The 18,611-nt window shown below is 60.7% G+C and carries 16 protein-coding genes and 2 pseudogenes; 6 read left to right on the top strand and 12 right to left on the bottom strand.

The window, feature by feature from the left end; all coding sequences use genetic code 11:
• From ASE04_RS06470 to ASE04_RS06460, 3 genes and pseudogenes are all read right to left on the bottom strand, one after another.
• The gene (locus tag ASE04_RS06470) at positions 1-1,002 is read right to left on the bottom strand and encodes an ABC transporter permease (RefSeq protein WP_056813830.1); all 1,002 of its coding nucleotides are present in this window, start codon (positions 1,000-1,002) and stop codon (positions 1-3) included.
• A gap of 2 nt (positions 1,003-1,004) precedes the next feature.
• Positions 1,005-2,496, bottom strand: a pseudogene (locus ASE04_RS06465) (sugar ABC transporter ATP-binding protein).
• A gap of 81 nt (positions 2,497-2,577) precedes the next feature.
• Positions 2,578-3,502: pseudogene (locus ASE04_RS06460) on the bottom strand (ABC transporter substrate-binding protein).
• Positions 3,503-3,695: 193 nt separating this feature from the next.
• On the opposite strand from ASE04_RS06460, the gene ASE04_RS06455 reads away from it, so the two are divergent.
• Positions 3,696-4,781 carry a LacI family DNA-binding transcriptional regulator gene (locus ASE04_RS06455; protein ID WP_056813828.1) on the top strand — a complete coding sequence of 362 codons (1,086 nt, stop codon included), beginning with the start codon at positions 3,696-3,698 and terminating at the stop codon, positions 4,779-4,781.
• A gap of 7 nt (positions 4,782-4,788) precedes the next feature.
• On the opposite strand, the gene ASE04_RS06450 is transcribed toward ASE04_RS06455, so the two are convergent.
• The 7 genes from ASE04_RS06450 to ASE04_RS06420 all read right to left on the bottom strand — a co-directional run bounded on the left by ASE04_RS06450 (position 4,789) and on the right by ASE04_RS06420 (position 10,941).
• On the bottom strand, positions 4,789-4,992 hold the full coding sequence (locus tag ASE04_RS06450; protein WP_056813822.1) for a hypothetical protein: 204 nt from the start codon (positions 4,990-4,992) through the stop codon (positions 4,789-4,791).
• 145 nt (positions 4,993-5,137) lie between these two features.
• Positions 5,138-5,782: a ThuA domain-containing protein gene (locus tag ASE04_RS06445; protein ID WP_056813820.1), complete on the bottom strand. Its 645-nt coding sequence runs from the start codon at positions 5,780-5,782 to the stop codon at positions 5,138-5,140.
• A 131-nt stretch (positions 5,783-5,913) separates the two neighbouring features.
• Positions 5,914-6,648: a ThuA domain-containing protein gene (locus tag ASE04_RS06440; RefSeq protein ID WP_056813817.1), complete on the bottom strand. Its 735-nt coding sequence runs from the start codon at positions 6,646-6,648 to the stop codon at positions 5,914-5,916.
• A 13-nt stretch (positions 6,649-6,661) separates the two neighbouring features.
• Positions 6,662-7,747: an ABC transporter ATP-binding protein gene (locus ASE04_RS06435; RefSeq protein WP_056814092.1), complete on the bottom strand. Its 1,086-nt coding sequence runs from the start codon at positions 7,745-7,747 to the stop codon at positions 6,662-6,664.
• A gap of 19 nt (positions 7,748-7,766) precedes the next feature.
• Positions 7,767-8,678, bottom strand: coding sequence for a carbohydrate ABC transporter permease (locus ASE04_RS06430; RefSeq protein ID WP_056813815.1), 912 nt, complete (start codon positions 8,676-8,678; stop codon positions 7,767-7,769).
• A 1-nt stretch (position 8,679) separates the two neighbouring features.
• Positions 8,680-9,567, bottom strand: coding sequence for a carbohydrate ABC transporter permease (locus tag ASE04_RS06425; RefSeq protein ID WP_056813813.1), 888 nt, complete (start codon positions 9,565-9,567; stop codon positions 8,680-8,682).
• A gap of 81 nt (positions 9,568-9,648) precedes the next feature.
• Positions 9,649-10,941 (bottom strand): ABC transporter substrate-binding protein, encoded by a 1,293-nt coding sequence (locus ASE04_RS06420; protein ID WP_056813811.1) that lies wholly within the window; start codon positions 10,939-10,941, stop codon positions 9,649-9,651.
• 198 nt (positions 10,942-11,139) lie between these two features.
• On the opposite strand from ASE04_RS06420, the gene ASE04_RS06415 reads away from it, so the two are divergent.
• Positions 11,140-12,147 carry a Gfo/Idh/MocA family protein gene (locus tag ASE04_RS06415; protein WP_056813808.1) on the top strand — a complete coding sequence of 336 codons (1,008 nt, stop codon included), beginning with the start codon at positions 11,140-11,142 and terminating at the stop codon, positions 12,145-12,147.
• Positions 12,148-12,154: 7 nt separating this feature from the next.
• Positions 12,155-13,153, top strand: coding sequence for a LacI family DNA-binding transcriptional regulator (locus ASE04_RS06410; RefSeq protein ID WP_056813792.1), 999 nt, complete (start codon positions 12,155-12,157; stop codon positions 13,151-13,153).
• A gap of 92 nt (positions 13,154-13,245) precedes the next feature.
• Here ASE04_RS06410 and uxuA read toward each other — a convergent pair whose 3' ends face one another.
• Both uxuA and ASE04_RS06400 read right to left on the bottom strand, forming a co-directional pair.
• Complete coding sequence (gene uxuA, locus ASE04_RS06405) at positions 13,246-14,433, bottom strand: mannonate dehydratase (protein ID WP_056813789.1); 1,188 nt, start codon at positions 14,431-14,433, stop codon at positions 13,246-13,248.
• A 38-nt stretch (positions 14,434-14,471) separates the two neighbouring features.
• A complete protein-coding gene (locus tag ASE04_RS06400) occupies positions 14,472-15,194 on the bottom strand; it encodes a GntR family transcriptional regulator (RefSeq protein WP_056813785.1) in 723 nt (240 codons plus the stop codon).
• A gap of 207 nt (positions 15,195-15,401) precedes the next feature.
• Here ASE04_RS06400 and ASE04_RS06395 point away from each other — a divergent pair, with 207 nt between their 5' ends.
• From ASE04_RS06395 to ASE04_RS06385, 3 genes are read left to right on the top strand one after another with little or no spacing between them, the layout of a single operon-like run.
• On the top strand, positions 15,402-16,577 hold the full coding sequence (locus tag ASE04_RS06395; RefSeq protein ID WP_056813782.1) for an extracellular solute-binding protein: 1,176 nt from the start codon (positions 15,402-15,404) through the stop codon (positions 16,575-16,577).
• Between the two features lie 57 nt (positions 16,578-16,634).
• Entirely contained in the window at positions 16,635-17,735 is a 1,101-nt protein-coding gene (locus ASE04_RS06390) for an ABC transporter ATP-binding protein (protein ID WP_056814089.1), read from the top strand.
• The gene (locus ASE04_RS06385; protein ID WP_056813780.1) at positions 17,732-18,610 is read left to right on the top strand and encodes an ABC transporter permease; all 879 of its coding nucleotides are present in this window, start codon (positions 17,732-17,734) and stop codon (positions 18,608-18,610) included. Before ASE04_RS06390 ends, ASE04_RS06385 begins: the two co-directional genes overlap by 4 nt.
• The last annotated feature ends 1 nt before the right edge of the window (position 18,611 follow it).

The following is an 18,611-nucleotide window of genomic DNA, read 5'->3' as shown; positions in this document are numbered from 1 at the left end:
TCAGCTCCTGTCGGCGCGCTGCTGGATGAAGACTGCGACAATGATGAGCCCGGCCTTGACGACAAGCGCGGCGGCATCCGGCACGCCATTCGCAAGCAGGGTGTAGCGCACAAGCTGGATGACGAAGGCTCCGAGCAGCGTGCCAAAGATGTTCGCTCTTCCGCCTGTCAGCAATGAACCGCCGACGGCAACCGCTGCGATGGCATCAAGCTCCATCCCCATACCGACGAGGTTCGCGTCGCTGGCCGAGTTGCGGGCGACGACGACAAGCCCGGGGATGCCGGACAACGCTCCGCTGATCACGTAGACCAGCGTCTTTATGCGCCTCACGGGAATGCCGGTTAGTCGTGCCGCTTTCTCGTTTCCGCCGACCGCAATGATCTGCCGGCCGATCGTGGTGAAACGTATCAGGCAGTAGGCCAGTATCGTTATCGCTATCATCAGCACGACCTGAGCCGGTATCCCGGCGATATGCCCCATTGCGATGAACTGAAAGGCGGGATTCTTGAAGACCTGCAGATTGCCGTTGGTCATCACCTGTGCAATGCCGCGTCCGGCAATGAAGAGAACGAGCGTGGCGACGATCGGCTGGATCGCAAAACGCGTCACGAGGATCCCGTTGAACCAGCCGAACAGCATCGCGACGATGACCGGGATCAGAAACGCAAGCCCTACCGCCAGAGCGGTGTTGTCTATCGGAATGATCGTGCCGAGGAAGATCATCGGCGCAATCGCACCGGCGATTGCCATCAGCGAGCCGACGGAAAGATCGATGCCGCCGGTGGCGATCACCAACGTCATGCCGGTCGCGACGATGACGATGGTGGCGACCTGGGTCAGATTGACGTTGAGTGTCTGCCAGGAAAGGAAATTCGGGGTGATCGCGATGTTGACGACGATCAGCAGCAGAAGGGCAACAGCCGTACCGTAGCGGCTCGCAAGCTGCAGAACGGACGTCCTCGGAGGGACGGATGGTTTTGTCGATGTGTCTGTAATCGTCATTTTCAATCGACCTGATGCGCCATGGCGGCAAGCAATGTCTGTTCGGAAAGCTTCTGCCGCGCAACCACGGCGACGGAGGAGCCGTCACTGAGCACCGTCACGTGATCGGCGGCGGCAAGCAGTTCCTCGAGTTCGGAGGAAATCATCAGGACGCTTAATCCCTCATCGGCCAGCTTCCTCAGCAGACGGAGGATCTCGGTCTTTGCGCCGATATCGATGCCGCGTGTCGGCTCGTCGACGATGAGAACCTGGGGCTCGGTGCAGAGCCAGCGCGCCAGCAACACCTTTTGCTGATTGCCGCCGGAGAGCTCCTTGATCGGTTGGTCCGGTGAGGCGCATTTGACGCCGAGCGCCTTGATGAAGCGTTCCACGATCTCGCTCTGGCGCGCGCGATCGACGATCCCTGCCCTGCTGAGCTTTGGAAGCAGCCAGGGTCATGTTCTCCCGGATGCTCATGTCGGGCACGATGCCGTCGACCTTTCGATCTTCGGACACCAGACCGATGCCGTCTGCAATCGCCGCGGCCGGTTCGGAGTAGCTGCGGAGCTTTCCGTCAAAACGCATTGTGCCGCGTTCCAGCCTGTCGAGGCCAAAGATGATGCGGGCGGTTTCCGTTCGGCCGGAACCAAGGAGGCCGGCGAGGCCGGAGATTTCGCCTTCACGAATGGACAGGTCGACGTTGCGCACGCGAAGGCCCGAACCTGCGCCTTCAAGCGCGAGGCGGATCGGTCGCTCGGCATTGGCATCCGTATCTCTGCTCAAGGCCTCGAAGGCAGCGAGTTCGCGCCCAAGCATATGGCGCACCAGCTCCATCTTCGGCGTGTCCCGCATGGCGCCGACCGCGACGGTCTGGCCGTCGCGCATGATCGTCACGCGGTCACAAATGGCGTAGAGCTCGTCGAGGCGATGGCCGATGAAGACGACAGCCACGCCGTTCTGTTTCAACGTTCGGATAGTTTCGAAGAGAACCGCAACTTCGCGCTCGTCGAGAGAAGATGTCGGCTCATCCATGATCAGGAGCCGGGCATTCTGGGTGACCGCGCGGGCGATCGATACCATCTGCCGCGTCGCGGCATTGAAATGCGCGACCGGCAAATCGACGTCGATCTCGAGCTTGAAGGTTTTCAGCACCGCCTTTGCGCCCTCGCGCATGGCTCGCCGGTCTAGGAAACCGTAGCGTCGCGGCTCGCGTGACAGGTAAATGTTCTCCGCAACCGAACGTTGGGGCGCGAGATTGATTTCCTGATAGATCGTGGCGATCCCGACGGCCTGGCTCTCCGAGGGCGAGGCGAAGTCGATGTCACGTCCATCGAAGTGGATCGCTCCTTCATCGCGTTGATAGACCCCGGTCAGGATCTTGATCAGTGTCGATTTCCCGGCGCCATTCTGGCCGACCAGCGCCATGACTTCGCCTGCGGCTATCTCCAGTGAAGCCGTGCGCAGCGCAGGAACGCCGCCGAAGGACTTCGAAATTCCCTGCATGGATAGCAACATGCCGATCCACCCCATCTTGTCTCAATGAATATCCGGCCGGCACGGCAAGCCGCACCGACCGGTTCAGGTCCGCCCAGGAGGTTAGTAGGCGTCAGCGATTTCCGCCTTGGCGTTGGTGCCGTCGTAGAACTTGTCGTTGTTGATGACCCACGGCTCGATCTTCTCGCCCTTGGCGTAGCGCGCCATGGTCTCGAAAGCCTTTGGTCCAAAGCGTGGGTTGCACTCGACGACGGCGCCGATCTTTCCGTCAACGACCGCCCGCACGGCTTCCTTGCGCCTGGAACTTTGCCGGCGGCTTCAATCGCCGAGATTGCGCCTATCGCCATTTCATCGTTGTGCGCATAGATGATGTCGGCGTCCGGATGAGCCTGGAGCAGAGCTTCGGCAACCTGGCGGCCCTTGTCGCGGGCAAAATCGCCCGACTGCGACGCGACGATCTCGAACCCGCCAGCGGCCTTGATTGCGTCATCGAAGCCTTCTTGCGATCATTCGCCGGCGACGAGCCCGTGGTTCCCTCGAGTTCGATGATCTTCTTCTTGCCGTTGGCGTTCTTAGCGAGCCATTCGGCAACGCGCTGGCCTTCCTTGATGAAGTCCGAGCCGATGAACGTCAGATAGTCGGTACCCGCCTTGGCAAGCTTCGGGTCGACGCTGCGATCAAGCAGGATGACCGGAATGCCGGCCTTCTTGGCAGCCATGACGGCCGGGATCAGCGGCTTCTCTTCACGAGGCGCCAGGAAAATGACGTCAACGCCCTGCGCGATCATCGAGTTGACGTCGGCGACCTGCTTTGCAGCGGAGCCGGCTGCGTCGGTGTAGACGAGCTGATATCCGAGTTTGGCGGCTTCGGCCTTCATGCTTTCCGTCTGCGCGATGCGCCACGGGTTGTTGGATTCCGTCTGCGCGAACCCGACCTTGTACTTGTCTTTCTGCTTGAGCGCGGGGACTTCCGCAATTGCGGCAGTGCCGGCAACGGCGATCGCGCCGAGCGCGGTAGCCGCGAACAAGAATGTACGACGTTAGAATGTAGACATCTCAGGTTTCTCCTCCCAGATTTTCCGGTATCCTCTTACCGGCAGTGAGCAATAATCGCTTCACATGCGATGATATTGTCGCTAATAATATTAGCAGTCAAGTGTCATTTTATTAGCATTTGCAATAATCGCTTTGCATCGCAGCATGCCGGCGGAGGAGATTTTAATGGCAAGGAATAATGGTCGCGACGACGAGGTCGGGCGTCGTGGGGGCAGCACGCGGCCAACAATGACGGATATTGCCAGAATTGCCGGTGTTTCGCAATCGAGCGTCTCGCTTGTTCTCAATGAGATGTCCGGCTCGCGCATCTCCGCGGAAACGCAGATGAAGGTGCGGGAGGCTGCTCATAAAATTGGTTATAAATTACCTGGTGTCCGTCATGATCGCCCGGAAGAGGCCGCAGTCGAAAAGGACACGATCGCTTTCATCGTCGATGAAATCTCAACCAGCCCGCATCCGGTCGTCAGCCTTGACGGTGCGCGCGACCATGCCTTCGAACAGGGCTTCCTGGTTTCAGCGCATGCGACACGCTCGAATCCCGATCTCGAGGATGCTGTGCTGCGCTCCGTTCTGCGGGATCCGTCGATCATCGGCGTGATCTACGCAACGATCTTTACGCGAAAGGTGCAGGTTCCCGACGCGCTCCGGGATATCCCGACCGTATTGTTGAACTGCTATGCGGAGCCGCGCCAGCATATGGCCATCGTGCCCGGCGAAGTGGCGGGCGGGTTTGCCGCCACGGCGCATCTGACCTCGCTTGGGCATCGGCGCATCGGGTTCATCAACGGTGAACCCTGGATGGACGCGGCGATCGATCGCCTGAAGGGTTACAAGCAGGCGCTCGCCACGGTGGATGTCGCATTCGATCCGCAGCTTGTGCGGGATGGCGATTGGCTGCCGTTGCGAGGCTATGAAGAAGGCTTGGAACTGTTGTCGATGGCCAATCGGCCGACGGCGATTTTCTGCGGCAACGACCTCATGGCGATCGGTGTCATGGAGGCAGCCGCCGAGAAGGGCCTGCGGGTGCCCGAGGATGTTTCCGTCATGGGATATGACGACCAGGAACTGGCGCGCTATACGCACCCGCCGCTTTCGACGCTCGTGCTTCCCAATTATGAAATGGGACAGAAAGCGGCCGAAGCGCTGATCGACATGGCGGTGCATCGCAAGAAGCTGCGGCCAATGACCATCAAGGTCGACGGGCCGTTGGTCGTGAGGACATCGACATCGGCTCCGTTGAAGAACGGCTAGGCTGTCTCTAGCTGATCGGTTGTTTTCGTGCGCGCTTCTTGCTGACCTCGAAGACAGCATCGACGAAGCTCTTGCTCATTTCAAAATGCAACTTTATCGCCGGAAGACTTTCCCGCTGCGGCAGAGCCTCTTCCGCTGTCGGGTGCTGGAGATCGCCGGACGGCCGTGCGCCACGATCAAGGTCGCCCCAGCTGTGTCGATGTGCGGTCATATGCTCCCCTTCAAGTCTCATCGAAGCGTCGCAGAATCTAAGCGACATTCGAAATAAAGTACCATGCGGTACGATTATTTAGAATACCTTAGATCTAGTAGGGAACTTGTCGGTCAGAGGCAATGAATCCGCCGCGGCTTCGCGATCAACCGCGTGCGGCCCAGGAAAGTCCGCGTTGCAGGATGCGCCGCATGTGGGGGTGCTCGAACTCGGCGGCGACATGCCCGAGTGCCGAGTAGAACACGCGACCGGTGCCAAACTGACGTTTGAACGCGACCGGCATCGTCACGTTGCGGCACGCGGGGTCATGCTCTCCGCTGAAGAGCGTCGTCGCCAGGATGTCGATCGAAGGATCAAAGTGAAGGTAATATTGCTCGGACCGGTAATCGAAATCCGGGATATCAGCCATCACAGGGTCGTGGGGCTTGGTCACGTTGACGCGGAAATCAATGATGTTGCCGGGATGGGAAACCCAAGTGACGCCGCAGAGGTAGCGAAACGGTGCGCTTTCCTTGAAGGACGTGGCGAGTGAGCCGTGGTGGCCACCCAATCCCAGCCCGTTTCGCACGGACTCGACAAGTGCGTCCGCATGGGGCTTTTCAAGCTTCTCCCCCGTGATGATAGGGACGAGAAGATCTGCTTCGCTGACAAACTGCGAGCCAAAGATCGCGAGATCATCCGTCACCTGGACTTCGAAATCCTCCTCGCGCAGCAACGCGGAAACTGCGCGCGCGCATTCCTCGGGCTCATGGCCCTGCCATCCGCCCCAAATGATGATCGCTTTTCGCAAAACTGCCTCCCGCTATTCCTCGGTCATGTCCTATACAATAGGGCAGCAAAGCTCCAGATCGGCATTCCTGCTGCGACGGCTGCACCGGAAATATGGGCGGTCACTCAGATGACCGCCCGATAGTTCGCGCTTCAGGGCCGGGCGTGGATGGGTTCCGCGCGGTGCCAGTTTTCGAGGGTCCGACCATCCGTGTGGCTCTGCTTGGCCCAGCGGATACCGTTCGAGATGACCTTGTGCACGGTTGCGTCGTGGTAGATCGGATAGGTCTCGTGGCCGGGGCTGAAGAAGAAGATGCGACCGCGACCGCGCTGCCATGTGCAGCCGCTGCGAAACACCTCGCCGCCCGAATACCACGAGATGAAAACGAGCTCGTCGGGCTGCGGAATGTCGAAGGGCTCGCCGTACATTTCCGAGGCGTTCACTTCGAAAAATGGTGGCAATCCCTCGGCGATCGGGTGCGCCGGGTTGACCACCCACACGCGCTCAAGATCGCCCTGCGGCGTTTCGCGCCAGGAGAGATTGGCATTCGTGCCCATCAGTCGCCGAAACAGCTTGGAGTGATGCCCGGAATGCAGAACGATAAGGCCCATACCCTTGAGCACGCGCTGCTGTATCCGATCGATAAGCCCGTCGCTTACTTCTTCATGGGCCATGTGCCCCCACCACAGCAGGACATCGGTATCATTGAGCAGGGAGTCGGGAAGCCCCTCGTGCGGATCGTCGAGCGTGCCTCGGCGGACTTCGAAGTCGGGGTTGGCGATACCGGCTGCGATCGCACCGTCTATGCGATCGGGATAGATCTCCTGGACTTCCTTGTGCAGCTGCTCGTGACGGCCTTCGTTCCAGATGGTGACCTTGATTGTCATGGTATCCTCGATGTTATGAAGCTTGAGCCGAGCGGATGACCCGCCCCGCGGAATCGAACAGGTGGCAAGCGGATGTATCCGCCGTCAGCGAAACGCGGTCGCCGGGCCTGATCGCAATGTCGCCTTCGGCACGAACGACGATCGGCTGTTCCTGCGAGCCGACGGTCATGTAGGTCTCGACCCCGAGACGCTCGACGATCATGACCTCTGCCGACAGATCACCCTGGCCTTCCGATGTAATTTTCAGGTGCTCAGGGCGGATGCCGAGCGTGGCCTGGCCCTGCGGAACGATCCCGCCGGCGTCAGGCAGCTCAAGGTTCAAGCCAAGCAGGCTTTGCGCGTGGAGCCTGCCAGCGGCCGGTTTGGTGATCGACACCGGAATGGTGTTCATCTTCGGAGAACCGATGAAGGTGGCGACGAATTCGTTATCCGGCTGATGATAAAGCGCCATCGGCGCCCCCTGCTGTGCAACCACTCCCTTGTTGAGGACGACGATGCGGTCAGCCATGGTCATGGCCTCGACCTGGTCATGCGTGACGTAGACGACCGTTGCCTTCAGTTCGCGGTGCAGGCGCTGCAATTCGGCGCGCATCTGCACGCGAAGGGCGGAATCGAGATTGGAGAGCGGTTCGTCGAAAAGGATGAGCGACGGCTTTTTGATGATCGCGCGACCGATGGCGACGCGCTGCCGCTGCCCGCCTGATAAGGCGGCGGGGCGACGGTCGAGATAATCGGTCAGTTGCAGGGTCTCGGCAACCGCTTCCACCTGCCGGCGGATTTCCCCTTCGGGTAACTTCTTCAGGCTGAGCGAGAAGCCGATATTCTCAGCGACCGTCATATGCGGATAGAGCGCATAAGATTGGAACACCATGGCGATACCGCGCTTGTCGGGCGGGACGTCGTTGATCCGTTTTCCGTTGAGAATGAGATCGCCGTCGTCGATGCCCTCAAGCCCTGCGATCATCCGCAGCAGCGTGGACTTTCCGCAGCCGGACGGCCCGACAAACACCGCGAACTCGCCGTCTTCCACAGTGATGTCGACGCCCTTGATGACCTCCAATGCACCGTAGAATTTGCGAACGTTCCTGAGATTGATCATCGTGAAACTCTTTCTGGTGTCAGCCTTTGACGCCGCCGGCAAATGTCTGCACGAGGAAGCGACGCGCAAAGCCGAAGGCGACGACTGCCGGCAGGAGATAGATAAAGGCGAGGGCGGCAAGCAGGCCGTAGTCGATCTCGTTGATGCGAAGGAATGCGCGGAACAGGCCAAGCGGCAGGGTCTGCAGTTCCGGCGAGGAGAGGAAGATCAGCGGCAGCAGGAAGTCGCCCCAGGCGGACATGAAGGCGAACAGGCCTGCAGCCGCGAGGCCCGGCAGGGCAAGCGGAATGAGAACGCGACGGATGCGTTGCATCAGCGTTGCGCCATCCATGAGTGCGGCTTCTTCATAGTCGCGCGGCAGTCCATCGAAGAAGGTCTTCATGATCCAAAGCGCCAAAGGCAACTGCATCGTCGCGAGCACGAGGATCAGGCCGAGACAGCCATCGATGAAGCCGGTCCAGCGCATGATCGGCCGGGCATATTCTCCGAAAATCGGCCGCAGGATGGCGCCTTCGGCATTGTTCAACGTCAGTAGAAACTTGTAGAGCGGCACCACCAGCGCTGTCGGCGGCAGGACGCGGATCAAGAGGATCGCGTAAAGGAACGGCAGTTTCCACCAGGCCCGGGTCCGCGATAGTGCATAGCCGCCAAGACCGGCCAGGACCATAACCAGAACAGTAGCGCCACCCACGACGAAGAGCGAGTTGAACAGCCATTTCGCGCCATCTTCCTTTGTAAAGACACGGAGATAGTTGGCGAACGTCCATTGCTCGGGCCAGCGAAGGAACAGTTGTGCGTTTCCATCGAGGGAGGCGAGAAGCACCCAGAAGAAGGGAACCGCGCAAAAGATCGAGATCAGCGACAGCGTTGCATAGGCAAGCAGGTCCGATCGCGCCTTGTTGGCGTTTTCGCTCGGAGAGATCGCCGTCATCTCAGACCTCCACTTTCATGGCGCGGACATAGCCGATCCCGAGCACAAGCGAGATCAACAGCGCGACCACCGCCACCGCGGCGCCGTAGCCAAGCTGGAAAGCGGTAAAGGATTGATTGTAAATGTAGATGCTCACGAGTTCCGTCGCGCCGCCCGGTCCGCCGCGGGTGAGGGCATAGACGAGGCCGAAGACCGCGATGGTCGAGACCGCCGAGATCAGCATGTAGAGCAGGATGGTTGGCATCATCAGCGGCAGGGTGATCCGGCGAAACATCTGCGACGGCGTTGCGCCATCCATACGGGCGGCCTCATAGATTTCGGTGGGAATGGTGCTGAGCCCCGCGGTCAACAGGATCATGGCCGTCGCGATACCCCGCCACGTGTTGACGATGATGATCATCGACAGCGGAAACACCTGCAGCCAGTCGGCGGGTGTCACGCCAAAGAAGCTGACGATCCGGCTGAGCGTCGCCTGCTCTCCCCCGGCCAGCATCGAAATCCACATGAAGCCTGCAACCACCTCGGGTGCGGCGTTGGGAAGAAGGATGATCGAGGAGAAGAGGCGCCGAAAATGAATCCGGCGGCGAAGCGCCATCGCCGAGACGAGGCCGAGCGCAAACTGCCCGATGACAGCCGATCCGACGACAAACAGAAATGTGACGAGCAGAGCGTTCCAGAATTTCGCGTCGTTCAGGAGCCGCACATAGTTGCGAATTCCGACGAAGCGCGGCCGCAACGCGGCAGCCCCCGTCAGCGCCTCGTTGGTGAAGCTCAGATAGACCGAGTAAAGCGCGGGATAGATCACGAAGGCCAGAAGTAGCGCAAGTGAGGGCAACAGGATCAAAAGAAGCTGTCGCTCAACGCGCCTTTCGTGGACGTTTAGGGCCATGGAAAGCTCTGTGACTCTTTCGAACGGGAATTCGGAGACGCGGACAGAGCCGCGTCTCTCTGGCGGTGGGTCGGAGGACGTTTATTTCACGACGTCGTCGCCGAGGGTTTCCTTGACGTAGTCGACAAGGATCTTCTGTGCGCCTGCAGCGTCGGTTTCCTTGCGCAGCAGCGCTTCGGTGGCGCGGGCGACACCTTCAGCAACGGTGCCGAAACCGGACGCCTGCTTGAGGAATGTGCCGTTCCCGGCCGCAGCATGGATCGGAACAAGTTCCGTCAGCTTCTGGAAGTCGGCGTTCTTTGCCGCATCCTTGCTCGCCGGGATATTGCCGATGCGGGCTGCATAGGAAACCTGCGTTTCGACGGAACCGATCTCCATCAAGGCCTTCTTGGCGAGCTCGACGTTGGTCGACTTGGCGTTGACCGCCCACGGGGCTGCAAGGTTGGCAAGAACGTACTGGCCGCCGTCTTGGCCAGGAACGGTCCAGGTGCCGACAACCTTCGTCACTTCAGGAATTGGGTTCTTGCTCTCGCGGCCCCAGTCGAAGATGTAGCACCACGATCCGCAGGTGGTCGCGGCGAGCTTGCCTGAAGGGAACATCTGATACTTCGGCACGACCCATGGCTCCGGCCCGAGCAGCGGCTGTGTCGGCATCAGGTCATTGTCGATCAGTTGCTTGTAGACGTCGAAGACATCCTTCACGCCCTCGCCATTGAGGTCGAGCTTGCCGTCGGCATCGACGAGCTGCGGTGTCTTGGAGCCGACGATCAGGTGCTGGAAGCCTTCGTCGAAAGCGCCGCTACCCCAGGAAACGCCGGCCGGGAAAAGCAGGCCATAGGCGCCGGTCTTCTTCTTGATTTCAGCCGCGCGCTCGAGAAGTTCCTTCCAGCTCTTCGGCTGTTCCGTCGAGATGCCGGCCTTGTCGAGAACATCCTTGCGGTAGTAGATTTCCTGGATGCCGAGCATGAACGGCATCACATAGGTTTCGCCGTCGGGGCTGACCGCCAGCTGCTTGGCGACGTCATAGAAATTGGCATAGCCGTCCCAGGCCTTGATTTCCTTGGTGACAGGCGTGAGGTAGCCGGCCTCGACCATATCGGCGACCGCCGCGGTCGTGGGAATTGAGAAGAGATCCGGCGCATTGCCGGCGCCAAGTTCGGTCAAAAGTTTCGTCAGATAATCTTTGTCCGGCGCGGGATATTCGATGACCTCGACGGTCACGCCGTATTTCTTCTCGATCTGCTCGACTGTCGCCTTCATGGCGTCGATGCCGGCCTGACCGTGATTGGCAATTCGGATTGTTTCAGCATGCGCCAGCGTCGAAACGGCGCTGAGCAGAATGGCGCACAGGCCACCAATGACCGTCTTCTTCAACGGAAGTCCTCCCTTTTGGTTTCCGGCGCCCTCCAGCACCACAACAAAAATGTACACGTATTCTAATTACAGACAAGTCTGTTTTCAAAGTGGATTACGTACGAAGCTAATACATTGATTTTATGAAATTTAATAAATCTTGTCTTCGCCATCAGGTTTGTGTAACCGTTTGCACACTGCATTTCGGGAGGATTCTTTATGGCAGGGAAATTGCGGCTTGGCGTCATCGGCGCGGGCTTGAAGGCGGCTGAGTATGCGGCAAGCTGGGCGCTCATGCCTGAGATCGAATTTGTCGCGCTCGCCGACACGATCCCTTCCTCTCGCCAGCGCCTTATCGATGTGTGCGTGGCGGCCGGAGCGTCGGCACCGCGGAGCTTCGATGATTACCGGGAGATGCTGGCGACCTGCCGTGATGATCTGGACATCGTCTATGTCTCCACCCCGCATGCCTTTCACGGCGAGCAGGCGACTGCGGTGGCGGAAGCTGGCCTCGACCTCTTCCTTGAAAAGCCCATGGTGACGACGGTTGCCGAGGCGGAGCGGCTGATTGAAGCGCAGAAGAAGAGCGGCGTGACTGTCGTAACCGCATTCCAGGGCGGTCTTTCCCCCCTGGTGATCGATACCCGCAAACGTGCACTTGCCGGCGAGTTCGGCGACCTGATCGCGATCTCGGGGATGATCTGGGAAAGCTGGTCCAGTAGTTATGACGGTCACTGGAAGCAGCTGCCGGAGATTTCGGGCGGCGGGTTCATGTTCGACACCGGCGCGCACATGATGAACACCGTCTGCCTGCTCGCAAACTCGGATTTCGAGAGCGTATCCGCCTACATGAACAATCTTGGCAAGAAGGTCGACATCGCGACCGCCGTTTCCGCCCGCCTCAAGAACGGCGCGCTGGCGACGCTGACGGCTGCCGGTGAAGGTCCTCCCGGCTGCGCTTCCTACATCACCTTTTTCTATTCCAGGGCAATCGTCCGCATCGATGCCTGGGGCGGTTGGCGGGAAATCAGCGTCGGCGGCAACGCTGAACCGCGCGAAGAGGCGGAAATTCTCGGAAATCCGATGAAAAACTTCCTCGCCATTCGCGCCGGGGCGATGGAAAACACCGGCTCCGTTGAAATGGGCCTGCGATTCGCTAGGCTCTGGGACGCGATCAAGGAATCGGCTGCGGCAGACGGCGTACCCGTCAGGATAGCCGCGCCATAAGCGTGGAATGCGGGAAATGAACAAGCGACGGATCACCTCGAAGGAACTGGCAAAGCTCGCCGGGGTGTCGTCGGCTACGATCTCGCGGGCTTTCTCGCCCGACTCGAGGATCGGAAGCGCGACGCGGGACCGCATCCTGGCCGTTGCTCGCGAGTATGGCTACCAGCCGAACGCAATCGCGCGCTCGCTGAACAATCAGCGCTCGCGGCTTGTGGCGCTCGTCGTCAACGCAATCGGCAATCCGTGCGAAGCGGAGGAGCAGCAGCTTCTGGTTCACCGGCTGCAGGAAAGGCAGCTTTTGCCGATCATTCTGTGCTGCGCCGATCACGATGATCGGCTGCAGTTGATGCGGCTTGCTTCGACCTACCAGGTCGATCATGTCGTCGTGTTCTCCGACATGGTGTCGATGCAGGACGCCGTCGACATCTTTCATACGACGAAGCCGATCATCGTTTCCTTCGAACCGCTCGACAACGAAAAGGTCTCCAGCATCCGAATAGATGGGTCAGCGGCGGCCGACGAGATCATCGACAAGATCGTCGGCGACGGAAAGAAGCGCTTCGCTTACCTGTCGGGGACCAAGTCGAGCTGGATCGACAAGCTCAGGCGCAAGTGGTTTGTCGATGCTCTCGCAAAGCGCGACCTAGCCCTGCAGGCGGAAGCTTTCGGCGACTACGGCTACGATTCAGGTTTCAAGGAGGCGGTGTTGCTGCTCCATCGCGCGAAGGTGGATGCCATCATCTGCGGCAACGACGTTATGGCGATCGGTGCGCGGGATGCAGCCCGGCGCGTGCTTGGCAAGAATACGCCTGATGATATCGCCATCGTCGGCCAGGATGGGATTGCCATGGCGGCATGGGACTGCAACGACCTGACGACGCTCAGCCTCGACCACGTCGCTTTCATCGATGCGGTCGTGGAACTGATCGAGCGCCATGATGCCGAGCTCGAAGGTCCCCACAACATCACGCTGACCTGCACGGCGCGATGGGGTTCCACGGCGTAGAAGCTCCCTTCCTATTTCCGCAGCGAAGCGAGCCGGGTCGATTCGGGCGCAGGCATTGCGGCGAGATCCGATATCCCGCCGCGGTGGCCGTGCTAGTTCGGTCGCGCGCCAAGTGCGTGAAGGATGCCGCGAAGCTCCGCCAAGCCGCGGAGGCGGCCGATCGCCGGATAGCCCGGCGTGACGGTCTTGCTGAGATCATCGAGCATCCGATGGCCGTGATCGGAGCGGAACACGATGGTCTGGTCCGCCGTACGCCGGCTATCTTCGGCGACGAGTTCCTTCAGAACGGCGACCATATCGACGTCGCCCTCGAGGTGCGCGCTTTCATGGAAACTACGTCCATCACCCTCGCGCTTGGTGGCCCGCAAATGCGCGAAATGAATACGCGATGCGAAGCGGCGGGCGATCGCCGGGAGGTCGTTGTCGGCGCGAACTCCAAGGCTGCCGGTGCAATAGCACATGCCGTTTGCTTCGGAGGGGACGGCCTCGAAGAGTGCCGCATAGTCATCGGCGGTCGATGCGATGCGCGGAAGACCGAAGAGCGAGCGCGGCGGATCGTCCGGATGCAGCGTCAGCTTCACGCCCCGAGCTTCCGCGACAGGTGTCACGGCCTGCAGGAACTCGATGAGATGTTGTCGCAGTTTCGCGGCGTCGATGCCCTCGTAAGCCGCGAGCTTTTCGCGGAACTGCGGGATCGTCAGCGGCTCGGTCGTCGAACCGGGCAGGGCGGAGGTGATGTTTCGGGTGATGTCGGCGATCTCGTCCTCGCCCATCGCCTTGAATACCTCGGCGGCACGCAGCCGGTCTGCCTCGGAGTACTGTTGTTCGGCCCCTGCGCGCTGGAGCACGAAAAGATCGAAGGCGGCGAATTTCTCGTGATCGAAACGCATGGCGGTCGAGCCGGTGTCGATGATGTAGTCGAGCTCCGTGCGCGTCCAGTCGACGACGGGCATGAAGTTGTAGCAGACGATCGGGATCCCGCAGGTGGCAACAGCTTCGAGGCTGGCGATCCAGCTCTCGATTTCCGCCTTCGCGCGTCCGCCATTGCGCTTCACCGCGTCGGGAATGGGGATGCTCTCGACAACCGACCAGGTCAGGCTTGAGCGGCCGGGTGGCGTCGTTTCGATCAGTGCCTGGCGTTCGCGGACTTCGGCCTCCGTCCAGGCTCGCCCGATCGGCACCTGGTGCAGCGACGAAACGATGTTGGTCGCTCCAGTCTGGCGCACCTCGTCAAGCGTGACGGGCGCTTGCGGCCCGAACCATCTCCAACCTTGGCGCATCTGTTCCTCCTTGGTGTCTTGTCGTTGCTGCCGATAGTTCAGCAGAAATAGTCTGGATACTGGGTGCGAAGCTCCGCGACATCCGGGATGACGGCGCTGAGGTGGTGCATCATCGCCTTGCGGGCAGCGTCGGTATTGTGAGCTGCGATCGCGTCGCGAATGAGCCCGTGCTCGTGCACCACATTGTCCATGCGGCCGAGAACCGGCAACGTCAGGCGCCGCGCTCTGTCGATCTGTACCTTTACCGTCCGGAGGATCGTCCAGATGCCAGGATATCCGGCAATGCCCGATATCGCTTCGTGGAAGGCCTCGTCCTCTTCGTGAAATGCCGAGGTGTCGCCCAGGGCGGCAAGCGATCGCTGCCGTGAAATGATCGCATCCAGACGCTCGATGTCGGCTAGTGTGGCAACCGCGGCAGCGCGCTCGACGGTGGTGCCCTCCAGCGACTTGCGAACTACCACAGCCTCCGGGATCGCGGAGACCGGCACGCGCGACACCACCGTTCCTGATTGTGGGTAGATATCGACAAGCCCGCCTTCGGACAGGCGCAGCAGCGCTTCGCGGACGGGCGTGCGGCTGACATTGAACTCTTCGGCGATCCGCTTTTCCTGGAGCGGCATGCCGGGCGGCATCCGCAGCGCCAGGATATCCGCGTAGAGCCGATCGAAAATGGCATCTGCCGTTGTCACGCGGCGCAGCTTCGCCGGCCTTTCGGCTTCGGAAGCCATGGCGACCGGAACGGAAACAACTGCTGCCTGCATAGTGGGCCCTGACGTTGACTTGATCGTGCATACTAGTATATCAATTTATTGCGACTGCCAAGACGCACCGAAGAGGAGCGGTGTTTTTGGCAATCATTTCAGGAGGTTTCACACATTTAAGGCGAGGTTCCGGTCCCGCCATGACCGGCCCGGGAAGCCCGGATTTCTGTATCTGGAGCGTCCGGCAACAAGAGGAGGAGAAACAGAATGAAAGTCACTCGCAGAACATTTGTTGGCACCGCAGCCGGCGCGGCCGTTGCTACCATGCTGCCGCTCAAGGTCTTCGCGCAGGCCAAGAAGCCCGCAAGCCCAGTTACCATCACGATCGCCGATGTCGCCGGCAACCTGGCGCTGACGCAGGGCATGTTCGAAGCCTATGCCGCGGAAAAGGCGGATTGGGTTTCGAGCTTCGCGTTCACGAAGGCGCCGGCACCGGAACTGCCCGGCAAGATCAAGGCGCAGCAGGCGGCCGGCAAGGTCGACATCGATCTCGTTCTGACAGGCACGGATGCTCTTTCCGCTGGTCTCGATCAGGGCTTGTGGATCGATCTGGCTGCACACAAGTCAGAGCTCCCGAACCTCGAGCAGGTGCTGCAGCCGCAGGCCTTCAAGATGCAGGCACTGGCGAAGGACCAAGGCGTTGTCATCACCTATTACCCTTCCGGGCCCCTCATCGAATACATGCCCGACAAGGTGCCGACGCCGCCGAAATCCGCTCAGGAATTGCTGGAATGGGCTAAGGCGAACAAGAACCGCTTCATCTATGCCCGGCCGGCGAATTCCGGCCCTGGCCGCACCTTCCTCATGGGTCTTCCTTACCTCCTCGGAGACAGCGATCCGCGCGATCCTGCCAAGGGCTGGGCAAAGACCTGGGACTACCTCGCGGCGCTTGGCGAACATGTCGAATATTACCCGACCGGCACCGGCCAGGTGATGAAGGAACTCGGCGAAGGCACACGCGATATCGTTGTCTCTACGACGGGCTGGGATATCAACCCGCGTGCTCTCGGCATCGTTCCGGCAGAAGCGAAGGTGCAGAAGCTCGACGGCTTCCATTGGGTGACCGACGCTCATTATGCGGTGATTCCGAAGGGCGTCTCGGATGAGAAGATCGGCGTGCTGATCGACGTTCTGAACTACAGCCTGCAGCCCAAGCAGCAGGCGATCGCCTACGACGCGGGCTATTTCTATCCGGGGCCGGCGGTCAAGGACGTTACCCTCGAGATGGCGCCGCAGGAAAGCCAGGACACGATCAAGGAATTCGGCCGGCCGGAATATGCCGACTGGATCGCCAACAATCCTCTGGAGGTGCCGTTGGAGCCGAAGCAGTTGGTCGAAGCCTTCCGCATCTGGGACGAGAAGATCGGCGCCAAGAAGGGCTGATCGAAAGAAGCAAGCCGTCCCGGGATGTCGTCCCGGGTCGGCCCCCTCATGCTGCAGATGGAGATTGGTTTGACCTCGGTTTCGAATGCCACCGCACCGATGCGCAAGAGCGCGCGCCTCGAACTCGACGGGATGCGTCGCGCGTTCGGCGCGTTCAACGCCCTGAACGGTATCGATCTGGCGATCGAGCCGGGAGAGTTCGTGGCGCTGCTTGGTCCGTCGGGCTGCGGCAAGTCCACCGCGCTGAACTGCATCGCTGGTTTGCTGGGGCTGACGGGTGGCGAAATTCGCCTCGGCGGAACGCGCATCGATCAGCTTGAGCCGGAGCGTCGTGGATTCGGCATGGTCTTCCAGAGCTATGCGCTGTTTCCGCATATGAGCGTTCGCAAGAATGTTGGTTTCGGCCTTGCCATGCAGGGCATCAAGGGTTCGGAGGCCGATCAGCGCATCCGGGACGCCTTGGCGCTGGTGCGTCTGGAAAGCCAGGCGGACAAGCTGCCCGGTCAGCTCTCCGGCGGCCAGCAACAACGCGTGGCGATCGCGCGCGCCATCGTCATCAAGCCTCCGATCGTGTTGATGGACGAACCGCTCTCCAACCTCGACGCCAAATTGCGACTTGAGATGCGCGCCGAAATTCGCGGCATCCACGACCAGATCGGCTCCACCACCATTTACGTCACCCATGACCAGGATGAGGCGCTGTCGCTTGCCGATCGTATCGTGGTGATGAGCCAGGGACACATCGAGCAGATTGGTTCACCGCAGGATCTCTACCAGCGTCCTGTCAACGTCGAGGTCGCCGACTTCATGGGATTCAGAACCCGTGTTAAGGGCCGCATTACGCGTGTTGATAACGACGAGGCTGAAATCGAGGTTGCCGGCGCAAGGCTGGTCGGCACGATGCGGTCGCCCCTGAAGGTTGGCGATGCGGCGGTCTTGTCTGTCCGTCCGGAAGATCTCGTCGCATCGAGCAGCGAGGGCATTGCCGCGACGGTCGGCAGCATGGAATACCGCGGCCGCGCTTTCTTTGGCATGGCACGGGCAGCTGACGGTTCCGAACTCTACTTCCGCGCCGACGAACCGCTGCCTCGCGGTGCATCGACCAGGCTGCAACCGGTCGCCGGCCGCGCGCTGGTCTTTGCGGGAGCCGTGGGATGAGCGGGCCGTCGCTGCAAACACGGCTTGCCGCCCGAGGTCTAGACGGCACCACGCTCCTTCTTTTGCCCGGGCTGATCTTCATGCTCGCGCTGTTCGTCTACCCCTTCCTTTATGGGGTTGCCGACTCCTTGCTGCCGAAAGAGGGGGCGTGGTACGCGAACTATGCAAAGTTCTTCAGCGATCCGTTCCAGTACCGGACCATCGCCGCGACCATGTGGCTCGCCTTGCCGGTGACCATCATCAATCTCGCTTTCGCCGTGCCGGTTGCGCTACGCGTGCGCCTGATGCGCAGGCAGCGATTGCTGACCACGATTCTCGTCCTGCCGATCACCCTCGGCACGGTCTTCGTCGCCGACGGGCTTCTAACGTTCCTCGGGCCGCGCGGCTGGTTCAACCACACGCTGCTGATGCTCGGGATTCTCGATAACCCGGTGAAGCTGACCAATAACTACTGGGGCGTCTTCGCCTCGCTGTTGATCACCGGCTTTCCCTTCGCCTTCCTGCTGACGCTGTCCTACGTAACTGGCATCGATCCCGCGATCGAGCAGGCGGCGGCGACCTTGGGGGCAGGGCCACGCCAGAGGTTCTTCCGCGTTTTCCTGCCACTGCTGGTTCCGGGCCTCGCCGTTACCTTCTGTCTTGCCTTCGTGCAGGCCTTCGCCGTGTTTCCCTCCGCCGTCCTGCTCGGGGCGCCGGCCGGACCGACGCGCGTCATCTCGATTGCGGCCTATCAAGCTGCCTTCGAACAGTATGACCATTCGCTGGGCTCGGCGATCGCGCTGATCATGGGCGGCGTGGAACTCGTCGTCGTGCTGGCGGTCCTCGGCATGCGTTCCCTCTTTTACCGCGGCCCGGCCGGCGGCACGAAAGGCTAGT

The organism is Rhizobium sp. Root708 (genome assembly GCF_001429725.1).
GTDB lineage: Bacteria > Pseudomonadota > Alphaproteobacteria > Rhizobiales > Rhizobiaceae > Rhizobium.
Note: the sequence above shows the minus strand (reverse complement) of the source record. Positions and strands in the feature narration are given on the sequence as shown.

Bases quoted from the DNA above. Each gene is read 5' to 3' on its own strand.
- ASE04_RS06430 (WP_056813815.1), bottom strand. From the start codon at position 8,678: ATGACGGCGATCTCTCCGAGCGAAAACGCCAACAAGGCGCGATCGGAC.
- ASE04_RS06470 (WP_056813830.1), bottom strand. From the start codon at position 1,002: ATGACGATTACAGACACATCGACAAAACCATCCGTCCCTCCGAGGACG.
- ASE04_RS06455 (WP_056813828.1), top strand. From the start codon at position 3,696: ATGGCAAGGAATAATGGTCGCGACGACGAGGTCGGGCGTCGTGGGGGC.
- ASE04_RS06450 (WP_056813822.1), bottom strand. From the start codon at position 4,992: ATGACCGCACATCGACACAGCTGGGGCGACCTTGATCGTGGCGCACGG.
- ASE04_RS06385 (WP_056813780.1), top strand. From the start codon at position 17,732: ATGAGCGGGCCGTCGCTGCAAACACGGCTTGCCGCCCGAGGTCTAGAC.
- ASE04_RS06410 (WP_056813792.1), top strand. From the start codon at position 12,155: ATGCGGGAAATGAACAAGCGACGGATCACCTCGAAGGAACTGGCAAAG.
- ASE04_RS06400 (WP_056813785.1), bottom strand. From the start codon at position 15,194: ATGCAGGCAGCAGTTGTTTCCGTTCCGGTCGCCATGGCTTCCGAAGCC.
- ASE04_RS06435 (WP_056814092.1), bottom strand. From the start codon at position 7,747: ATGATCAATCTCAGGAACGTTCGCAAATTCTACGGTGCATTGGAGGTC.
- ASE04_RS06425 (WP_056813813.1), bottom strand. From the start codon at position 9,567: ATGGCCCTAAACGTCCACGAAAGGCGCGTTGAGCGACAGCTTCTTTTG.
- uxuA (WP_056813789.1), bottom strand. From the start codon at position 14,433: ATGCGCCAAGGTTGGAGATGGTTCGGGCCGCAAGCGCCCGTCACGCTT.
- ASE04_RS06395 (WP_056813782.1), top strand. From the start codon at position 15,402: ATGAAAGTCACTCGCAGAACATTTGTTGGCACCGCAGCCGGCGCGGCC.
- ASE04_RS06440 (WP_056813817.1), bottom strand. From the start codon at position 6,648: ATGACAATCAAGGTCACCATCTGGAACGAAGGCCGTCACGAGCAGCTG.
- ASE04_RS06415 (WP_056813808.1), top strand. From the start codon at position 11,140: ATGGCAGGGAAATTGCGGCTTGGCGTCATCGGCGCGGGCTTGAAGGCG.
- ASE04_RS06390 (WP_056814089.1), top strand. From the start codon at position 16,635: ATGGAGATTGGTTTGACCTCGGTTTCGAATGCCACCGCACCGATGCGC.